Source organism: Paraburkholderia sp. SIMBA_030, assembly GCF_046535245.1.
Taxonomy (GTDB): domain Bacteria; phylum Pseudomonadota; class Gammaproteobacteria; order Burkholderiales; family Burkholderiaceae; genus Paraburkholderia.
The window spans coordinates 80,533-98,170 of sequence record NZ_JAWRXB010000017.1 but is presented as its reverse complement, the minus strand read 5'-3'; the positions used below and the strand labels follow the sequence as shown (position 1 = coordinate 98,170).

Here is a 17,638-nt window from a genome sequence, read left to right as displayed (position 1 = left end):
GATGCCTGTCAGCTTCCTCTCCGATGAACAGCGCAAGAATTACGGGCGCTACACCGGAGTGCCGTCGCCACACGACCTGACCCGTTACTTTCACCTGGACGACACTGACCATGCGTTGATCGCGAAGAAGCGTGGCGAGCACAACCGGCTCGGTTTCGCCGCGCAGCTAGCGACGGTGCGCTATCTCGGCACTTTCCTTGACGACCCGCTCGCGCGGTATGCGCATCTTCGGTGACGGTTTCGACCGCGCTCAAGCTGCATCGGCGCGGCTATACGACGGCCTATTTGCCGACCGTGCAGGCAGCCGGTCTCGCCACCGAGAGTCTCGCGAGTCACATCAAGCAGCGCACGCGCTGGGCGCGCGGCATGGCGCAGATTTTCCGCATCGACAATCCGTTCTTCGGCCGCGGCCTGGGTCTGTTCCAGCGGCTTTGCTACGGCAACGCGATGCTGCATTTCTTCTACGGCGTGCCGCGGCTGATCTTCCTGACCATGCCGATGGGGTATCTGTTTTTCCAGATGTATCTCATCAACGCGTCGGCGACCACCATCGCAGGTTTCGTGCTGCCTTACATGGTGCTCGCCAACATTGCGAATTCGCGGATGCAGGGCAAATACCGCCACTCGTTCTGGGCCGAAGTGTATGAATCGGTGCTCGCGTGGTACATCGCGTTGCCGACCACCGTCGCCTTTTTCAGCCCGAAGCACGGCAAGTTCAATGTGACCGACAAGGGCGGCCGCATCGACGAAGGCTACTTCGACTGGGCGGTGTCGAAACCGTATCTGGTGCTGCTCGCGCTGAACGGCTGCGCGCTGCTGGCCGGCTTCTACCGGTTGATGTCCGGGCAGGGCAGCGAGACCGCGACGATTCTGATGAACGTGTTCTGGACGGTCTACAACCTCGTGATGCTTGGCGCCGCGGCGAGCGTGGCGCGCGAAGCCAAACAGGTGCGCGTCACGCACCGCATCGTGATGCGCGTCGCGGCGACGCTGTTGCTCGCGGACGGCACGACGGTGGCCTGCACCACCAGCGACTATTCGACCGGCGGCCTCGGTCTCGAGGTCGATCCGGGGGCTCAAGCTCGCGCTCGGCGACAGCCTCGGCGTCTGCCTGAGCCGGGGCGACCGGCAATTCCATTTTCCGGTGCACGTGAGCCGCTTTGTGGGGCCGAACCTCGGCGTGCGCTTCGACGATCTGACGCTCGAACAGGAACGGCAAATGGTGCAATGCACGTTCGGCCGCGCCGACGCCTGGCTCGACTGGGACGAGCAGACCGTCGAGGACGCGCCGCTGCGCGGCCTGAAGGAAGTGCTGACGATGGGCATCGAAGGTTATTCGCGGCTTCTGAACGGCGTGTCGCGCGCCTTTCAGTCGCTGCTCGCACTGGACCGTACACGCTACTAACGCCGGTGGCGCGTGCGCCCGGCCATTAAGAGAACTCTGTTCATGACGCTGTGGAACCTGTGCTTCATTATCAAGCTGTATCTGTTCGCGGGTGGGCATCTGCAACCGCTGTGGATCGCCAACATCGTCCTCGCGCTGGCATTGGCGGTAAGCGCGACGCTGCGGCATCGCGGGCTGCGCGTATTGCGCAACCTGCTCGGGCTTGCGATCGGCGTGCCGTTGATGTACTCCGAAGCGAAGGTGCCGCCGTTCTCGCGTCTGACCGAAGAGTTTGGCAACCTCACGACCTTCAGTTTCGGCTACTGGCTCGAACTCGCGCAGCGCTTCTTGCCGCCGATGCTATTGCTGGCCGCCTTCGGCGGATTGATCGGCTATCTGATCGTGAACCGTTGGCTGCGCGTGGCGACCTTCGTGTTGATCGCGCTGGTCGCGATCCCGCTGTGGCAGGAAGGCAGCGTGGTGCTCGCGCGCTTGCAGAGCGGCCCGGTCACGGTCGCTTCGGGCAATGTGCTCGCCGCCCAGCCGCTCGACCATAACGCGACGCTGGCGGCGTTCCGTACGCGGGAATCGCAGCGGCAGGTGAGCTTCGGCCACCTCGGCGCCGACCCGAACACGCAATTCGACGTGATCGTGCTGCATATCTGTTCGCTGTCGTGGGACGACCTCGACGCGGCCAAGGCGCGCAATCATCCGATGCTCAGCCACTTCGACTATCGGCTACACCCCGCAAACGATGCTGAATCACGATGGCCATTTCGACAACTTCCTGCAACTGGTGCATGACAACACCGGTGTGCCGAATGTGCCGATGATCTCGAATGCGAGCGCGCCCGTCGCCATGCATGCGTTCGACGGGTCGGCCATTCACGACGATTACGCGACGCTTGCCAACTGGTACGCGCAGCGCGCCAATACGGCAGGGCCTGTTGCGCTGTACTACAACACGATCAGTCTGCACGACGGCAACCGTCTGCCGAACAGCAGTCTGTCGAGTATCGATTCGTACCCGCAGCGCGTGAACAAGATGATGAGCGACTTCGACCGCTTTGCGGATCTGATCGCCGCTTCGGGCCGGCGCGCGGTGATCGTGTTCGTGCCGGAACATGGCGCGGCGCTGCGTGGCGACGCCAACCAGGTCGCCGGCTTGCGCGAAATTCCGACGCCGCGCATCATCCATGGACCGGCCGGCGTGCGGCTAGTCGGTTTCCAGGGCAATCACGGCGCGACCACGGTGATCGACAGTCCGGCGAGCTTTCTCGCCGTCGCCCAATTGCTGTCGAATCTCGTCTCGAACAGTCCGTTCAAGCCGGGCGTGACCTTGTCGCAGTACGCGGCCAACCTGCCGCAAACGGAGATGGTCGGCGAGAACGAGGGGACCGTGACGATGAAGACGGCGTCCGGTTATATGGTGAAGACGCCTGACGGCGTATGGGTGGGAGGTAAATGACAGCGACTGATACGCAAGCGCCAATGAAAGCACCTATGAAGGTCAATACGGTGGCGCGCGGCTGGCCGGTGGACGATATCACCGGCTTGGGTCGCCGTTTGCCGGAAGTCGATCCGGCCCGGTATTTCGACGAGCAGGCGCGGGAGTCGTATCAGCACGCCCTGGTGAAGTGGCCGGTGCTCGCGCGGCTGATGAAACTCACACCTGCTGATGATGTGGCTTCGTCCGCTGCGCAGAGTCCGGCGCCGGCGCCAGTGCTCGAATAGCGGCTGTTCGAGGCACGCGCCGGCCAGGGCGGGTGTGAGAGCGAGCGCCGCCGCCGTGAAGACGCCACGCTCAACGAAGCTGCGTCACCGCCAGCAGCAACACCATGCTGCCGATCGCACCATCCAGCACGCGCCACGCGGTCGCACGGCGAAACAGCGGCGCCAACGCGCGTGCGCCGTAACCCAGGCCGATAAACCAGACTCCGCTTACCGTCATCGCACCGAGCGCGAACGCCACGCGTGCGCCTTCCGGTTCACGCGCGCCGGCGGTGCCGATCAGCAGGAACGTGTCGAGATACACGTGCGGATTGAGCCACGTAAAGGCCAGCGTCATCAGGACGATCGGCATGGCGCGCTGCACGGCAGGCGTGGCGGCGCCGTTCGCGTCGGCGTCCAGCACAGCGTGCCCCGGCCGCACCGCGCGCCGCAGCGCATTGATACCGAACCACGCCAGATAGGCGAGCCCTACATACAGCATTGCATGGACGAACACCGGATAGCGCTCGACCAGCACCGACGCGCCGCCGACGCCCGCACCGATCAGGATGAAGTCCGAGATGGCGCACAACGCGACGATCTTGCCGACATGCGAGCGCATGATCCCTTGCCGCAGCACGAACGCGTTCTGCGCGCCGATTGTCACGATCAGCGACGCGCACAGCGCCGCACCGTGGGAAAAAGACAGCCAATTCATAATCGATCCAGTAGACGGAAGAGACAAACGAGGCTAGTCTGCGGTGTTGCTTTGCCTAAGAGAAGCTAATTTATTTAATGTAGATTAAGGAACGCTAATGCTCGACTACGCACTGCTCGATGCGCTGGCCGCCGTGGTCCGTCACGGTTCGTTCGACCGCGCGGCGAGCGAACTGAATGTGACGCCGTCGGCGGTATCGCAGCGGGTCAAGTTGCTGGAGGAACGGGTCGGCAGCGTGCTCGTCAAGCGCGGCCAGCCGTGCGTCGCGACCAACTCGGGCGCACTGCTGTGCCGCCATACCGAACGCGTGCAGTTGCTGGAGGCGGAGCTGACCGGCCGTCTGCCGGCGCTGCCCGGCGCGCTGGTCGAACCGTGGCCGGCGCTGCGCGTCGCCGTCAACGACGACAGCGTGGGCAGCTGGTTTATCGACGCGGTAGCGGGGTTCTGTGTCGAGCGGGAAATGCTGCTCGATCTGGTGATCGACGATCAGGACCACACGGCGCAGCGGATTCGCGACGGCAGCGTGCAGGGCGCGGTCACGACGCAAGCCGAGCCGGTGCAGGGCTGCCGCTCGACGCGCCTCGGCCGGATGCGCTATCTGGCGGTGTGCTCGCCGGATTTTCTGGCGCGCCATTTCGCTGACGGCATTACGCGCGAGACCTTGCGGCGCGCGCCGTGCGTCGATTTCAATCCGAAGGATCAGTTGCAAAAGCGCTTCATGCGCCGCATTACGCGGGCGGACCTCGATCCGCCATTGCACTGGATTCCGCACGTCGCCGGTTTTTTGCGTGCGTGCGTGACGGGGCTCGGCTGGGGCATGTGCCCGGAGCGGATGATCGCGCCGCACCTGGCCAGCGGTGAGCTGGTCGATATGGCGCCCGGCAAGCATCTCGACATCGATCTGTACTGGCAGAGCTGGCGCCTGTCGATCGGCTGGCTCGACGATTTCGGCGCGGTGCTGCGCAAGCGGGCGGCAGAGTTTCTCGACTGAGGCTGCGCGGGCGGTGCTTTCCGGGAGACGCCGCCCGCGCTTTTTGCCTTTTTCAATGCAGCCGGATCACCGGATGCACGCGTCTGCGCAACCAATGGCTCGCCGTATCGAGCGCCATGCGCGCAAAGCCGGTCAGCGTCATCACGTGCCGCCGGTAGATGAGCCTATAGACGGCAGTCGCCAGCCACCCGTCCACGAACACCGGCCGTGTCAGCAAGCTGTTGCTCAGGCTGCCGATCGTGCCTTCGCGGCCGAAACCGACCAGCGTGCCCGCGTCGCGATACACGAACTCGGGCAGTGCCTCGCCCGCCACCCGGCACTTCAACGCCCGCGCGAGGAACAGCGCCTGCTGATGCGCGACTTGTGCGCGCGGCGCCAGAAACGCGCCCGCGTTTTCAGCGGGGCAGGCCGCGCAATCGCCTAGCCCGAATATGTTCGCGTCGTTCGTGCACTGCAGCGTGCGGCTCACCTGCACCTGTGCGTTGCGATTCACCGCGATGCCATCCAGCGTGCGCAACACCGGCGGCCCCGCGATACCGGCGGTCCAGATCGCAATGTCGCTTGCGAGCGGCGCGCCGTCGTTCGTCAACACGGCGTCGGCGCGCACTTCGGTGACACGCGTCGCGTTCAGGACTTCGACGCCGAGAATGCCGAGCATCCGTTGCGCCCGCGCCGAAATCGTCTCGGACAACGCGGGCAGCACGCGCTCGCTGCTTTCGATCAGACGGATGCGAAAGTCGCGCACCGGATCGAGTGCGAACGGGCTATAGCGGTTCAGCAAACGTACGGTATCGCGCAGCGCCGCCGCGAGTTCGACGCCGGTCGCGCCGGCGCCGACGATGTTGATCGACACGGGGGTGTCCGCTTGCGAGGTCCGGGCGCGACGCGCATGGTTCGCACGCAGACAGGCATCGAGCAGCTTGCGGCGGAACGCTTCCGCATGCGCGACCGATTCCAGCGGCAACGCATGTTCGGCCGCGCCTGGCACGCCGAAATATTGCGTGACGCTGCCCATCGCCAGCACCAGCGTATCGAACGCAAGCTGGCGCGCGGGCAGAATTTCGCGGCCGTCGGCGTCATGCAGCGCGTTCACCATGATGTGCTGTTGCGTACGATCGAGCGCCGCAAGTTCTCCCTGTTCGAAATCGAAGCCATGCCGCTGCGCCTGCACCGCGTATTGCAATTGATGCGTGGCCGGATCGAGCTGGCCGGAGGCGGCTTCGTGCAGCAACGGCTTCCAGAAATGCGTCGGCCAGCGGTCGACCAGCACGATCTTTGCGAGCCCGTCGCGGCCGAGTGTTTCGGACAGACGTGTAGCGAGCCCAAGGCCGCCGACGCCACCGCCGACGATCACGATCCGATGTGCCGTGCTTCGCGTGGCGCTGTGTGCTGTAGAGGCTGCTTGCCGAACGATTGCGACCATGATCCGTATCCTCCCGACGTGACTGAATTAATTACCCGAACTGGTTATTCGCACTGAGCCGGCGAAGGCGCTCATCCGCAAACGCGCTATACAAACCATTCGCCGGGCTCATCTGTCAGGGCCAGTATAGAATCGGCATAATCAGCAGCACAATTTAATGTTTATACAGAACATATAGGTTTTTGCTTATGTTAAAAGCAGCCACGTTCCGTCAGTTAAAGGCTTTGCATACCGTCGCAAGGCTCGGCAGCGTGTCGCGCGCCGCGGAAGAATTGCGGCTCACACAACCGGCGGTGTCGCTCCAGGTGCGTCTGCTCGAAGACGCCGCGGGCGCGCCGCTCTTGCAGCGGGTCGGCCGTGGCGTGCAACTGACGGCGGCGGGTGAAATCCTCGCGCGCTACGCGCTGGAGATTCTCGATCTATGGAACGGCGCGGCGGATGATCTGGCCGCGCTGCACGGCGAGCAGGGCGGCACTTTGCGGATCGGCGCGATCACCACCGCGGAGTATCTGATTCCGCCATTTCTGGTGCGCTTCACTGAATCGCGCCCGCAAGTGAAGGTTCAGTTCAAGGTCGGCAATCGCGCCGACATCATCCGCATGCTTGCCACGCACGAGATCGATCTCGCGGTGATGGGCAGCGCGCCGCGTGAATTGCGTACGGTGGCCACCGCGTTCGCGAAGCATCCCATGGCGTTCGTCGCATCGCCCGCGCACGCGCTGATGAAGAAAAAGCGCCTGTCGCTCGACGACTTGCAAACAGCGAATCTATTCGTGCGGGAACGGGGCTCGGGCACGCGCTCGACCGTCGAGAATCTGTTTCGGCAAGCGGGTCACAAACTGCATATCGGTTCGGAATTGTCGAGCAACGAGGCCATCAAGCAACTGGTCGAAGCGGGCTTGGGCATTGCGTTTCTGTCGCTGCATGCCTGTTCGCTGGAGTTTCAGGCCGGCTTGCTCGCGTTGCTGCCGTTGCCCGCCAATCCGATCGAGCGCGACTGGTATGTGATGCATGTGTCCGATAAACGCCTGCCGCATGTCGCCGGCCTGTTCCGCGATTTTCTGATCGAGCAGGGCATGTCCGGCACGGTGCCGATCCGGCTGCCGACCCTCGCCGCGGCGAAGCGGCGTCGACAGGCCTAGATCCGGGCCGAAGCTTGAGTTCGATCTTCTCGCGATTCGCTTCGATGTTTGCGCTGTCGAGGGCTCGCCGAAGCGTTCTATCGCGCCTTCCCGCAATGGGTTCATTGGAGATCAAGGGCTTGGTGGACTACGCGGCTTAAGTCCGCGTGACTCGCCACGCGGCTAAAGCAGCAGTTCGATCGAATGAAACAGGCGGCGCTGCTCGGGGTCTTGCGAGCGCGCCCCTTCGTCGATCACTTCACGCAAACAATCGAGAAAACACGTGGCCGCGGGACTCGTCGGCGCGCCGCGGCGTGAGGTGATGCTGACGATGGTTTCATCGACCGTCTCGCGCAGCGGCAGCGCCCATAGATTCTCCTTCGCGATGCTCACCTCGACGAGCGGCCACGGGAAGATGCTGAGCATGTCCGTTTGTGCGAGCAAACCCAGCACGATTGCCAGCGAATGCGCGAGATGAATGGTGTGCGGCACCTTCATGCCGCGCTTGCGAAACAGGTTGTCCGAGATCGACTCGCGGCTCGCCGGATCCCAGTTCAGTACCCATTCGGCATCTTCCAGTTCGAGCAGCGTGCGGCAACCGGCTTTGGGATGATCGCGGCGCGCGACCACGGCCGAATGTGTCGAAAACAGCGGCACGTTGTGAAATTCGGACTGCGGCGACGCGGGCGGCGGACGGCCGATCGAAAAGTCGAGGCTGCCGTCGCGCAAGCGCGGTTGCACGACCGCCAGCAAACCTTCGAAAAATTCCAGTTGCACGTCCGGCATGCGCTGCCGGAACCGCTGCACGGTCGGCGGCAGAAAAGTCAGCGCGACCCACGGCGTGACGCCGATCGACAGCTTGCCGGCCGCCGCGCCGCGCATCGCTTCGATCTCCGCTTCCGCGCGTTGCAATTGACCCAACACGAGCCGCGCATGCACGACCAGCGCACGGCCGAACTCGGTGAACGCGACGCCGCTCGCGCTGCGTACCACCAGCGGCGCATGCAGATCGGCCTCCAGTTCGCGCATTGCCTTGGTGACGGCAGCCGGCGACACACCGAGCGAACGGGCCGCCGCCCGAATACTGCCGGTATCCGCGATCGCCGCTAAAGTGCTGAGCTGATGCAGTTTCATCTGACAAACGTGTAGGAAGGTGGCAACCATAGGTTGCTGCCGCAACGATTCTACGCCTGCCGCTGGAAAATCGGCGTCGCTATGCTCGGTTCACGCATTCATAGACGGAGACGACATCGTGAACACCATGGCCATTCCGGCGGGCATCGCGGAACTTGAAGATGAAATGATCGCGCTGCGCCATCGCATCCACGCGCAGCCGGAGCTTGCGTACGAAGAGTTCGCCACCGGCGACCTGGTCGCCGAACGCTTGCAGGCGTGGGGCTATACCGTGCATCGCGGGCTGGGTCGAACCGGTGTTGTCGGGCAATTGAAAGTCGGCAATGGCACGCGCAGGCTCGGCCTGCGCGCCGACATGGATGCGCTGCCGATCCACGAAACCACCGGCCTGCCGTATGCGAGCACGGTACCCGGCAAGATGCACGCATGCGGCCACGACGGTCACACGGCGATCCTGCTGGCCGCGGCCAAACACCTCGCGCTGGAAAAGTGCTTCGACGGCACGCTCAATCTGATTTTCCAGCCCGCCGAAGAAGGCCAGGCCGGCGCGAAGAAAATGCTGGAAGACGGCTTGTTCGACAGGTTTCCGTGCGACGCTGTCTTTGCGATGCACAACATGCCGGGATATCCGACCGGCAAGTTCGGTTTCCTGGCGGGCTCGTTCATGGCGTCATCCGACACGGTGATCATCAAGGTGACCGGACGCGGCGGTCACGGTGCGATGCCGCATAAGGCCGTCGATCCGGTGGTGGTGTGCGCGCAGATCGTGCTGGCGTTGCAGGCCGTCGTGTCGCGCAACGTCGCGCCGCTCGACATGGCGATCATCACCGTCGGCGCGATTCACGCCGGCGAAGCGCCGAACGTGATTCCGGAAACCGCGGAGATGCGCTTGTCGGTGCGCGCGCTGCGGCCCGAGGTTCGCAATTATTTGCAGGAACGCATCACGGCGGTCGCCTGTGGACAGGCCGCGGTATTCGGCGCGCGGGCGGACGTCGACTATCAGCGCCGCTACCCGGTGCTCGTCAACGACGCGGACATGACCGGCCTCGCGCGGCAAGTCGCACTCGACTGGCTCGGTGAAGACGGCCTGATTGCCGATATGCAGCCGCTGACCGGCAGCGAAGACTTCGCGTTCCTGCTGGAGCGTTGCCCCGGCAGCTACCTGATCATCGGCAATGGCGACGGCGAGGGCGGCTGCATGGTGCACAACCCCGGTTACGACTTCAACGACGCTTGCCTCGCCACCGGCGCGGCCTATTGGGTGCGGCTCGCGCAGACGTTCCTCGCCTGAGTCGGCTTTCATCTTCGATTGACCGAGCGGCCGTAGAGTCGCGCATCAGCAGGAAGGACACCATGGAGACAAAGATGGATTATTCCGCCACACCGCAACCCGCAGGCGCCGACACGTTGAACAGGCAGAGCGCGTCGTCCACCCAGCCCGTTCAGCGCGCGAGCCATGCGAAAGCGATCGCCGCGATCACGCTCGGCAACGGCCTCGAGTTCTTCGATTTCACGATCTACAGTTTCTTTGCGACCATCATCGGCAAGTTGTATTTCCCGGTCGAAGGGCAGCTTGCGCAATTGATGCTGGCGGTCGGCACGTTCGGCGTGGGTTTCATCATGCGGCCGGTGGGCGGCATCGTCCTTGGCGCGTACGCGGACCGGGCTGGGCGCAAGGCCGCGATGAGTTTGACGCTGTGGTTGATGACGCTCGGTTCGGCGATCATCGCATTCGCGCCGACTTACGCGGCGATCGGTGTGGCCGCGCCGCTGCTGGTGATTCTTGCGCGATTGATTCAGGGCTTTGCGCTGGGCGGCGAGGTGGGCGCGTCGACTTCGCTGCTGCTGGAATACGGCAGCGACAAGACGCGCGGTTTCTACGGCAGCTGGCAGTTTGTGAGCCAGGGGTTGAACACGGTGTGCGGCTCGTTGCTCGGTGTCGCGCTGGCGGCGGCGTTGTCGACGGCCGCGCTCGAAAGCTGGGGCTGGCGGGTGCCGTTTGTGATCGGCATGGCGATGGGGCCGATTGGCATCTATATCCGGCGGCATCTGAATGAGACGCTGCCGGGCATCGAAGACGGCACGGCTCAGGCGGACCAGGTGCCTGCCGCGCAGCCGGTGCGCAAGTTGTTTCGCGATCATTCCCGCGCGATTACGACGGGTGTGTTGACGACCATCGGCGGGACGGCGGCCAACTATATCGTGCTGTTCTACCTTTCTACTTACGCGATCCGGATTTTGCATTTGCCGATGTCATCGGCGCTGTGGGCCGCCTGGACCGGGGCGGTGGTCACGGTGATCTGTTCGCCGTTCGCGGGGGTGTTGTCCGATCGCGTTGGACGTAAGCGGGTGTTGTGGGTTTCTCGCGTGCTGTTGATTGTGGCGGTGTATCCCGCGTTCACGATTATTAACGCGTCGCCGACGGTGCCGGTGTTGTTGTCGGTGGTTGCCGTGCTGGCGGTGTTTGTTGCTTTTACTGCCGTGCCGAATATCGTCATGCTCCCGGAGATGTTTCCGCGCGAGATTCGCGCTACGGGGATGTCGATTGTTTATTGTTTGGGCGTGTCTATTTTTGGTGGGTTTGCGCAGTTTTTTGCTACCTGGCTGATTCAGATTTCAGGGAGTAATTTGGCGCCTGCCTGGTATTTGATTGGATGTGGTTTGGTGTCGCTGTTGCCGCTTCCGTTTATGCGGGAGACCGCTGGGAAGGCTATTGATTAGTTTTTTGCCTGCGCGGCGCTGCTGGTTGTTGCGCCCGCAACGGTGCCTTTCCTCTGTGTGCCTACGGCGTTGGCCTTTCCTTGATTTGATATTGGTCTATTAGATCCTATGTAGCGTGAGAGTCGTCAAGGCCAGAGTCGTAAGATTGACGTGGCCAAGGCTTGCTCACTGATTCGGTCATGCGGCGTACAGGAACCCCGAACGGGTTCATCAAACGGATCGATGTGACCCTATGCGGCGGGCGCGTCCCGGACTGTCACTCAGTTGCAAACGGGCGGCCGAACCGGAGAGGCTTGCCGTTGTCGTCGATGTACGCGATACCCGTCGCGAAGGTCCCGTGCCGACCCACTACCGCCCCTCGACCCAGCGCAGCTCCGGCGGCAGCTTCCAAAGTACAACGGCCGTTCAGTCGGCCAAATTGGCTGGTGGGCCAAGGCCGTCATTCTGTTAGTAACGCTACGACCTCCGCGGAATGACGGTTTAAATTTGCAATCGGCGATTGGCCTCAGGCCACGCATGCGTGGCACGAAGGATTGCCGCCGGATGTTGCCACGGCGCGCGACGATAGCCGTGCTCTCAGCTGTTTCCTCCCATGCATCGGGCAGGTCGACCAGCAGCTCAGGCCGCACAGTGGTTAGTACTTGCTGGGATGTGCGACAACGCCCGGCGCGCAACTTCCTGCACGCCCCGCACGGCTGCAGCAACGATCAGCCCCGCGAACACCATGCCGATCAGGCCCAGCAATATCGCATCGATCCGACCAAACGTTGAGGTAGGGACCACGTCGCCGTACCCGATGGTCAGCGCCGTGATCGCGCAGAAGTACAAGGTTTCCTCCAATGTCGAAGGCGTTCGCTTCATCGTCTCCACGGGGTCCCCCATGTAATACATTGCGACCGTCAGCAGCACAAACAGCACCAGAAGGCCAGCTGCTAGCAGTAGCGAGTATGGGCGCGTGAGGGGAACACCGATCGGCCTCGGCAGCGTCAGGCCTGCTGCTCTTCTTTCGCCCGCTCGGGCTGGGGTTGGTCTTTTACCCATCGCCAGAAGAGCTCATAACCGACTGCGAGCATCACGGGACCGATGAACAGGCCAATGACGCCGCCCGTCACCATGCCCCCGAGCGCGCCGATCAGCACCACCGGCATGGGTACGGCGACGCCGCGGCCCAGCAGCAATGGCTTGAGCACGTTATCGGCAAGCCCCGCGACGAACACGTAGACCGAAAAGATGATCGTCATGGTGCTAACGCCTTGCGTGGCAATCACGAAGATAATCACCGGAATGGTGATCAGCGTGGCGGGCAACTGCATGATGGAGCAGCAGCACCGCGAGCGCAAGCAGGCCCGCACCGGGAATGCCCATGACGACGAAACCGATACCGATCAACAGCATCTGGATGAACGCGATCCCGACCACGCCCTGGGCGACCGCGCGAATGGTGGCCGTGCAAAGATCGGCGATCTGCGGGCCGTTCTCAGGGCCGGAGATGCGCGACGCGATCTCCATAGCAGCAGCCCCGCGCCGAGGCCCGTCACCGTTCCGAGCAGAGCGAGACCGGCATCCTTGAGTTGCGGTGCGAACTTCTGCGCGAGACCTGTGAGGTCGGTCGAGGCCTGCTGCCAGAAGTCGGACACACGCTGGCCAACGAGGGGCCAGTTGGCCACCGAGTCGGCAGGCGGTGGAACGCGGAAGCTGCCGCTTTTGAAAATGTCCATCGCATGCTCGACCGATCCGGCCACCGCGACGCCCAGCAGATAGGTCGGCACGAGGATGACGCCCAACGCGACGAGGACGATCAGCGTGGCGATCAGGCCATCCTTATTGGCAAGCGTACGCCGGAGTCTGACCTGAAGCGGATACAGCGTGTCGCCAGGATCAATGCCCAGGCCATGAGGTTCAGGAACGGGACGAAGATCCGGAAACAGAAAATGGCCAGAACAGCAACAAGTCCGGCACGGATCAGGACATCGAGCAATTCTCTGGACAACACCTGTTGGGTAATCGGTGTGGGCAGCATAACTTGTCTCCCGGCAGGTCACCTCGTGGATCTGCTGGCAACAATCCAGGGCACGCCCGTCACAATGGCAGTCGGAACAGATCCATGCGGCCGCGTCCGTCGACGCCTGAAAGAAGTCGGTTCATTGATCTGTTACTTGCTCATGCCGGGCGTGACGGATATCGCGACCGCCTCCGTGTACACGACCTGAACCTGATCTCCCTTGCGAATATTCTTCATCTGCTCGGGGTCCTCCACGATCACATCCACCGTGTTGTGCGGTCCCTTTAATGTGACGGTTTTGGCTTTCGCATTCACGGCGACAACATCGGCCATGACCGTGATTTCCCGACCGATTGTGCCACCGGGCTTGGCCCCGGGCGAGGAGCGCTGTTCCATCGTGCGCTCCGAGGCGGAACGCGGGCCGCTCGTTTTCGAGAGACTCAGCGACATCGCTTCCCGGTATTCGGTTGTGACCACGTCGCCCACCTTGAGCTGGTCAAAGTTGCGCGCCTCTTCGCCCACCTCGACGTCAACGATGTGGCCTTTCTTGTCCTTCAGGGTGACGGTCCGGGTGGCTGGGTCAATTTCGACGACCGTGGCTGTGACCTTCGCCGTTCCGGTCACGGTGGCCGTGCCGGCACCTTTTGTGACCTCCACCGACGTCTGTGGCTGGGCCAATGCCGGTCGCACCATCATGGCGACAGCGGCCATTACAAGGAAAATCTTGATCTTCATTTCAGCTCCTGGTCATCTGTATGCATGCGCGCGTGCCGGAATGGACGCCTCGATAGTCGTGCGGTGTCGTGCCGGTATTAGATGTCGAGCTTGCTGACCTTCGTGCCTTCGAAGCTAAGGTTGGCCATCAGGCCGGAGTTCGTCAGCACGAAACCGACGATCGGCGAATTCGTCGTTGCGGTGTCGAGCGCACCGTTGGCGCCCGTCTTCGCCACCGCTACCGAGCCATCCACGCCGGCTGTCCAGCCCTTGTCGCTCGTCCGGAATTTATCGAGCGCGTCCTGGGTCATGAACATCAGGATCACCGCCTTGGACTGGGCGCCAATCTGCAAGCCGAATGAGGCGGTACTGGTCTTGTAGTAGCCGACGGACGTGCCTCCCTGGCGAAGCGCGCCTTCGCCATATTCGCCACCGACCACCAGGCCTGCGGCGATCACCGACGGAAAGACGAGAATGCCTTTGGCCTTGCTGGCCTGCGCCTGCGCGCCCGGCGTCGAACCGTACAGCTTGTTGAGGGCGCCATCGACGCCGGCATCGATTTCATGGCGCTTGCTGGCCGCTTCCGTCGGATTCGAGGTCGTGCCGCAAGCGGCGAGCGAGCTGGCCAGTGCGATGGCACTCAGCGAAAAGAAGGTACGACGGTTCATGAGACTCTCCTCGATTGAAGTGCGGCAGATTTGGGCCTGACGCAGAAATTGCTGTCCACATCTGTCGAAACAACGAAGTAACGCAGACTGACTCGCCGCCTAGAGGCAGCCTCCAATATCTCCGCTGGTGTTGCTGCCTCCTCCGCTGCCCGCGCGGAAGCCGACCCATGTTTTGCTGTTACCCGTCCACGACGGCCGCACGACAGCGGCTGCACCACTCGGAGGCTGCTGACCTGGAACATAGACATCCATCGCCTGGTTGTTCGCCACAATCACCTGTGATATGACTTGCTGTTGCGACTGGTCTGCCCATTTCTGAGCGATGCATTGCGCGACTGTAGAGGCCGGCTGTTGGCTTTCTCCGAGCGATTGCGCGCTCGGCGGCACGGGTTGGCTTGCACAGGCTGACACAGCAACGGTCACGACGAAAAGCGATAACGGTTTCATTTTTTCACCTCAAGTTGATTTCGCGCTTCGAAGCGCAGGCGCGTCAATCTGTACGTCGTGGCGGGAAACGTGTCGGCTCTGGGAGATGTGACGAAGCGGGCTCAAGATCGAAGGTAACGGCGAACCGGCCGAAGGGACCATAGCCGTCAACAGGCCCGTTGACGTTGTCATGGCAATCTCCGGACAAAAGTACCTCGGGTTAAGAATAGGCCTGGCGCACGCTGGTAGGTATAGGACCTTGGTCCAATGTCACGGGGAGCGACAATCAATGAACTAAGGACTGTGCGAGTTTTCTCATGTGTGTGTAGGGGGTGCGTGTTCGCGTCACGTGCCTTGTCACGTCGAGGCGACACTGGTGCCAACCTCGCCGTTTGTCCGGCGTTTTGTAGCGATAGCGTCTAGCAGGCCGATTGTTTCAGTTGCTCAGCGCTGCCGCCGTCCATAAATTGGCACGTAGTTGAAGGATAGCGACCTACTATGATAGGCAAGCGATACAACAGACGACGTCGCTGCTGGCCGGCCAGATCATGACCTTCAGGGCAAGCGAGTCACTAGTCCGGTTCAGGCGTCCTCGAATGGTGGGACTGTGATCAGCCATTGCTTCCCGTTCCACTTGCATGTGAACGCATAACGCGCCTCACCTTCGAACCGTCGCCAAACGCGAATGGGTACAGTCCGGTGTCGATGGCGGTGTAGCAATCTATTTTGATGGCGCGGAAATCGATCTGCCCACAGACCTATTTTTTAGGAAGTGTTCGAAGTAGTCCTTCTTTTTCTCGGGCGTCAATCGTGGTCTCCTGGATCTGACTCAGCCGACAAATGCGATGCCGCCGAGGGATTGTGTTGTCGTTCATCGAAGGCGATAAAGGCATGAGGATGCAACGCTCATCGACGCGAATCGGACCTCACAAACAGCGGCTGGTCACCGCGGCTAATGGATGCTCGCTTTTAACGGAGATGATTCCTTGGGTGTGGCTCTTTGCGAGCATACGAAAGCGGCTTGCCACGACGCTAACCGCGCCGGGCCGCAAACCAAAAAAGCAACTCCCAGTGCCGGCAGGACAAGCGCGACACGAAACAGGGTGGCCGCCAGCAAAAACGGGACATCAAGTACTGATGGAGAGTCTCGCTGCGATCAACCTACCGGGTACATCGTCGACTCTCCATTCATACAGTCGGCGATCGATTTCGGCGTCGTCCGCCGCGACGAAGGCGTCCAGAGATCACAAGAAGACAAAAAGGCCCGCAGACGCGGGCCAGGAAAACCGCGACTCACGGAAAAAGACGAACAGAAAGCCGTGTGCGGTTGACGCGTCCCAGCAGATGCCGGGTTGCGCCTCCTGCCAGTATAGGGTGCATCTTTGACTTTGAGGGAAAATCCCGCGAACTCCGCCAACGGACTGGACCACTCCGATAGTCGCCGAACGCCCTCACTCGTTCTGCTTCCTGGGTACCCCGGGCGGCTGCCGTTAGCGATCGGATGACATCGATTTCGAATTATGCGAAAACCTCCGATTAAAAGCCGTGCCGCACAGAAAGCGTCGCGCCCGTATCATGTGAGCGGAGAATCGCGACACGCGCCGTGGCGGAAAAGACCCAGTCATTGACTGTTAGCGACAGCCTTCGCTGCGGTTGCGCACGGAGCGTCAAAGTCGTGTTCGGCAACTGGACGATCGAGAGTTGCGGCGCTGTCGAAGGAACCGGAGTTAGAAAATTCGATGCCTGCCGCGGCGTCGGCTCGGACGTTGATGTGGCTTTCCCGGCGCTGAATCGAAAGTCGTGCGCTATCTGTACGCTATAAAAGTCCTCGATTTGCGCGTAAAACGGCTTTCCTTGATTCGACTGAAATTCCATTTCATGGTACTGCAGATAGCGTTGCGGGTCCGGAATGGGCGGCACAAGCTCCACGGGAAGAGTCCCGATGTTCGCAACTGTCATCTCTTCGGTCGAATCGATGACAAGGCCGTCCGCGAACGCATGTCCACTCAGGATAAAAAAGATTGCGCCGACAATTCGTTCGTTCAGGCAGATCACGGGCATGCCTCCTATGAAGGAATTGAAACGTCACACTCCTGAGCGATATTTCTAAATAGACCGTCTTTGCAGTTTCGCTTGCACCCAACACATTGTAGTCAGTCCTTCGCGTTTGGCTACCCCAACGTGTGCTGCGTCCGTCATGTTCCAGCGATCGGTGCGTCGCGGTAACCACGCGGCGACCAACCCGGACTCTTGTCTCTTTTTTTGTCGAGGCCAGATTGAAATGTCCGGGTTGCGACTTCTAAGAAATGTCCGGTTTTGAGGTTCAGAAAATATCTATACTGAAGGGCTTTTAGGCAACGAGCCAACCCGCGATCCGGCGGTTGCGAGGATCGCCTCGTTGAGCTCTTCGCGCGTCAGTTCCCGCTGCTTGCGCGTGCCCACCTTGCGCTCCTTCGGCCACGGCGCTTCGCCCTGATTGGTCCTCGACGATGAGCCCGACGCACGCCGGTCATCGCGCGGTGCCTGGATCACCTGCGCCATCTGCAACGTGTGTCCCACGCTTGCTGTCAACCACCGCCGCCTGGTCAATCTCCGAGAGCCGGTCATAGGGCACACAGGGCAGTGC

14 protein-coding genes and 5 pseudogenes are annotated in these 17,638 nt (G+C 62.0%); 8 read left to right on the top strand and 11 right to left on the bottom strand.

Going from position 1 to position 17,638, the window contains the following annotated elements; genetic code table 11:
- Position 1: 1 nt before the first annotated feature.
- The 4 genes and pseudogenes from SB772_RS27050 to SB772_RS27035 all read left to right on the top strand — a co-directional run.
- A pseudogene (locus tag SB772_RS27050) lies at positions 2 to 211 on the top strand (DUF4158 domain-containing protein); the annotation flags it as partial.
- A 32-nt stretch (positions 212 to 243) separates the two neighbouring features.
- Positions 244 to 1,405, top strand: a pseudogene (locus tag SB772_RS27045) (PilZ domain-containing protein); the annotation flags it as partial.
- 108 nt (positions 1,406 to 1,513) lie between these two features.
- Positions 1,514 to 2,852: pseudogene (gene bcsG / locus SB772_RS27040) on the top strand (cellulose biosynthesis protein BcsG).
- Positions 2,853 to 2,875: 23 nt separating this feature from the next.
- Positions 2,876 to 3,118 carry a hypothetical protein gene (locus tag SB772_RS27035; protein ID WP_410836241.1) on the top strand — a complete coding sequence of 81 codons (243 nt, stop codon included), beginning with the start codon at positions 2,876 to 2,878 and terminating at the stop codon, positions 3,116 to 3,118.
- Between the two features lie 70 nt (positions 3,119 to 3,188).
- On the opposite strand, the gene SB772_RS27030 is transcribed toward SB772_RS27035, so the two are convergent.
- Positions 3,189 to 3,812: a LysE/ArgO family amino acid transporter gene (locus SB772_RS27030; RefSeq protein ID WP_410836240.1), complete on the bottom strand. Its 624-nt coding sequence runs from the start codon at positions 3,810 to 3,812 to the stop codon at positions 3,189 to 3,191.
- 97 nt (positions 3,813 to 3,909) lie between these two features.
- On the opposite strand from SB772_RS27030, the gene SB772_RS27025 reads away from it, so the two are divergent.
- Positions 3,910 to 4,803, top strand: a complete 894-nt coding sequence (locus SB772_RS27025) for a LysR family transcriptional regulator ArgP (RefSeq protein ID WP_410836239.1) — start codon at positions 3,910 to 3,912, stop codon at positions 4,801 to 4,803.
- A gap of 52 nt (positions 4,804 to 4,855) precedes the next feature.
- On the opposite strand, the gene SB772_RS27020 is transcribed toward SB772_RS27025, so the two are convergent.
- Positions 4,856 to 6,226, bottom strand: coding sequence for an NAD(P)/FAD-dependent oxidoreductase (locus SB772_RS27020; protein ID WP_410836238.1), 1,371 nt, complete (start codon positions 6,224 to 6,226; stop codon positions 4,856 to 4,858).
- A 188-nt stretch (positions 6,227 to 6,414) separates the two neighbouring features.
- Here SB772_RS27020 and SB772_RS27015 point away from each other — a divergent pair, with 188 nt between their 5' ends.
- Positions 6,415 to 7,368 (top strand): LysR family transcriptional regulator, encoded by a 954-nt coding sequence (locus SB772_RS27015; protein ID WP_410836237.1) that lies wholly within the window; start codon positions 6,415 to 6,417, stop codon positions 7,366 to 7,368.
- Between the two features lie 162 nt (positions 7,369 to 7,530).
- On the opposite strand, the gene SB772_RS27010 is transcribed toward SB772_RS27015, so the two are convergent.
- Positions 7,531 to 8,481: a LysR family transcriptional regulator gene (locus SB772_RS27010; RefSeq protein ID WP_410836236.1), complete on the bottom strand. Its 951-nt coding sequence runs from the start codon at positions 8,479 to 8,481 to the stop codon at positions 7,531 to 7,533.
- A 118-nt stretch (positions 8,482 to 8,599) separates the two neighbouring features.
- On the opposite strand from SB772_RS27010, the gene SB772_RS27005 reads away from it, so the two are divergent.
- Positions 8,600 to 9,772 carry a M20 aminoacylase family protein gene (locus tag SB772_RS27005; RefSeq protein ID WP_410836235.1) on the top strand — a complete coding sequence of 391 codons (1,173 nt, stop codon included), beginning with the start codon at positions 8,600 to 8,602 and terminating at the stop codon, positions 9,770 to 9,772.
- A gap of 74 nt (positions 9,773 to 9,846) precedes the next feature.
- The gene (locus tag SB772_RS27000; protein ID WP_410836234.1) at positions 9,847 to 11,202 is read left to right on the top strand and encodes an MFS transporter; all 1,356 of its coding nucleotides are present in this window, start codon (positions 9,847 to 9,849) and stop codon (positions 11,200 to 11,202) included.
- Between the two features lie 518 nt (positions 11,203 to 11,720).
- On the opposite strand, the pseudogene SB772_RS26995 reads toward SB772_RS27000, so the two are convergent.
- The 8 genes and pseudogenes from SB772_RS26995 to SB772_RS26960 form a co-directional block, all read right to left on the bottom strand.
- Positions 11,721 to 11,831: pseudogene (locus tag SB772_RS26995) on the bottom strand (class II glutamine amidotransferase); the annotation flags it as partial.
- Complete coding sequence (locus tag SB772_RS26990; RefSeq protein WP_410836233.1) at positions 11,821 to 12,120, bottom strand: potassium channel family protein; 300 nt, start codon at positions 12,118 to 12,120, stop codon at positions 11,821 to 11,823. The gene SB772_RS26990 and the pseudogene SB772_RS26995, both read right to left, overlap by 11 nt.
- Before the next feature lie 68 nt (positions 12,121 to 12,188).
- Positions 12,189 to 13,222, bottom strand: a pseudogene (locus SB772_RS26985) (AI-2E family transporter).
- 132 nt (positions 13,223 to 13,354) lie between these two features.
- Positions 13,355 to 13,939: a hypothetical protein gene (locus SB772_RS26980; RefSeq protein WP_410836232.1), complete on the bottom strand. Its 585-nt coding sequence runs from the start codon at positions 13,937 to 13,939 to the stop codon at positions 13,355 to 13,357.
- Positions 13,940 to 14,016: 77 nt separating this feature from the next.
- Positions 14,017 to 14,586, bottom strand: a complete 570-nt coding sequence (locus SB772_RS26975) for a YSC84-related protein (protein WP_410836231.1) — start codon at positions 14,584 to 14,586, stop codon at positions 14,017 to 14,019.
- A gap of 99 nt (positions 14,587 to 14,685) precedes the next feature.
- Positions 14,686 to 15,033: a hypothetical protein gene (locus SB772_RS26970; protein ID WP_410836230.1), complete on the bottom strand. Its 348-nt coding sequence runs from the start codon at positions 15,031 to 15,033 to the stop codon at positions 14,686 to 14,688.
- Positions 15,034 to 16,548: 1,515 nt separating this feature from the next.
- Positions 16,549 to 17,073: a hypothetical protein gene (locus SB772_RS26965; protein ID WP_410836229.1), complete on the bottom strand. Its 525-nt coding sequence runs from the start codon at positions 17,071 to 17,073 to the stop codon at positions 16,549 to 16,551.
- Between the two features lie 273 nt (positions 17,074 to 17,346).
- Positions 17,347 to 17,583, bottom strand: coding sequence for a hypothetical protein (locus tag SB772_RS26960; protein ID WP_410836228.1), 237 nt, complete (start codon positions 17,581 to 17,583; stop codon positions 17,347 to 17,349).
- Positions 17,584 to 17,638: the final 55 nt, after the last annotated feature.

Bases quoted from the DNA above. Each gene is read 5' to 3' on its own strand.
- SB772_RS27010 (WP_410836236.1), bottom strand. From the start codon at position 8,481: ATGAAACTGCATCAGCTCAGCACTTTAGCGGCGATCGCGGATACCGGC.
- SB772_RS27015 (WP_410836237.1), top strand. From the start codon at position 6,415: ATGTTAAAAGCAGCCACGTTCCGTCAGTTAAAGGCTTTGCATACCGTC.
- SB772_RS27020 (WP_410836238.1), bottom strand. From the start codon at position 6,226: ATGGTCGCAATCGTTCGGCAAGCAGCCTCTACAGCACACAGCGCCACG.
- SB772_RS26970 (WP_410836230.1), bottom strand. From the start codon at position 15,033: ATGAAACCGTTATCGCTTTTCGTCGTGACCGTTGCTGTGTCAGCCTGT.
- SB772_RS26965 (WP_410836229.1), bottom strand. From the start codon at position 17,073: ATGCCCGTGATCTGCCTGAACGAACGAATTGTCGGCGCAATCTTTTTT.
- SB772_RS26975 (WP_410836231.1), bottom strand. From the start codon at position 14,586: ATGAACCGTCGTACCTTCTTTTCGCTGAGTGCCATCGCACTGGCCAGC.
- SB772_RS26980 (WP_410836232.1), bottom strand. From the start codon at position 13,939: ATGAAGATCAAGATTTTCCTTGTAATGGCCGCTGTCGCCATGATGGTG.
- SB772_RS27030 (WP_410836240.1), bottom strand. From the start codon at position 3,812: ATGAATTGGCTGTCTTTTTCCCACGGTGCGGCGCTGTGCGCGTCGCTG.
- SB772_RS27035 (WP_410836241.1), top strand. From the start codon at position 2,876: ATGAAAGCACCTATGAAGGTCAATACGGTGGCGCGCGGCTGGCCGGTG.
- SB772_RS27025 (WP_410836239.1), top strand. From the start codon at position 3,910: ATGCTCGACTACGCACTGCTCGATGCGCTGGCCGCCGTGGTCCGTCAC.
- SB772_RS27000 (WP_410836234.1), top strand. From the start codon at position 9,847: ATGGATTATTCCGCCACACCGCAACCCGCAGGCGCCGACACGTTGAAC.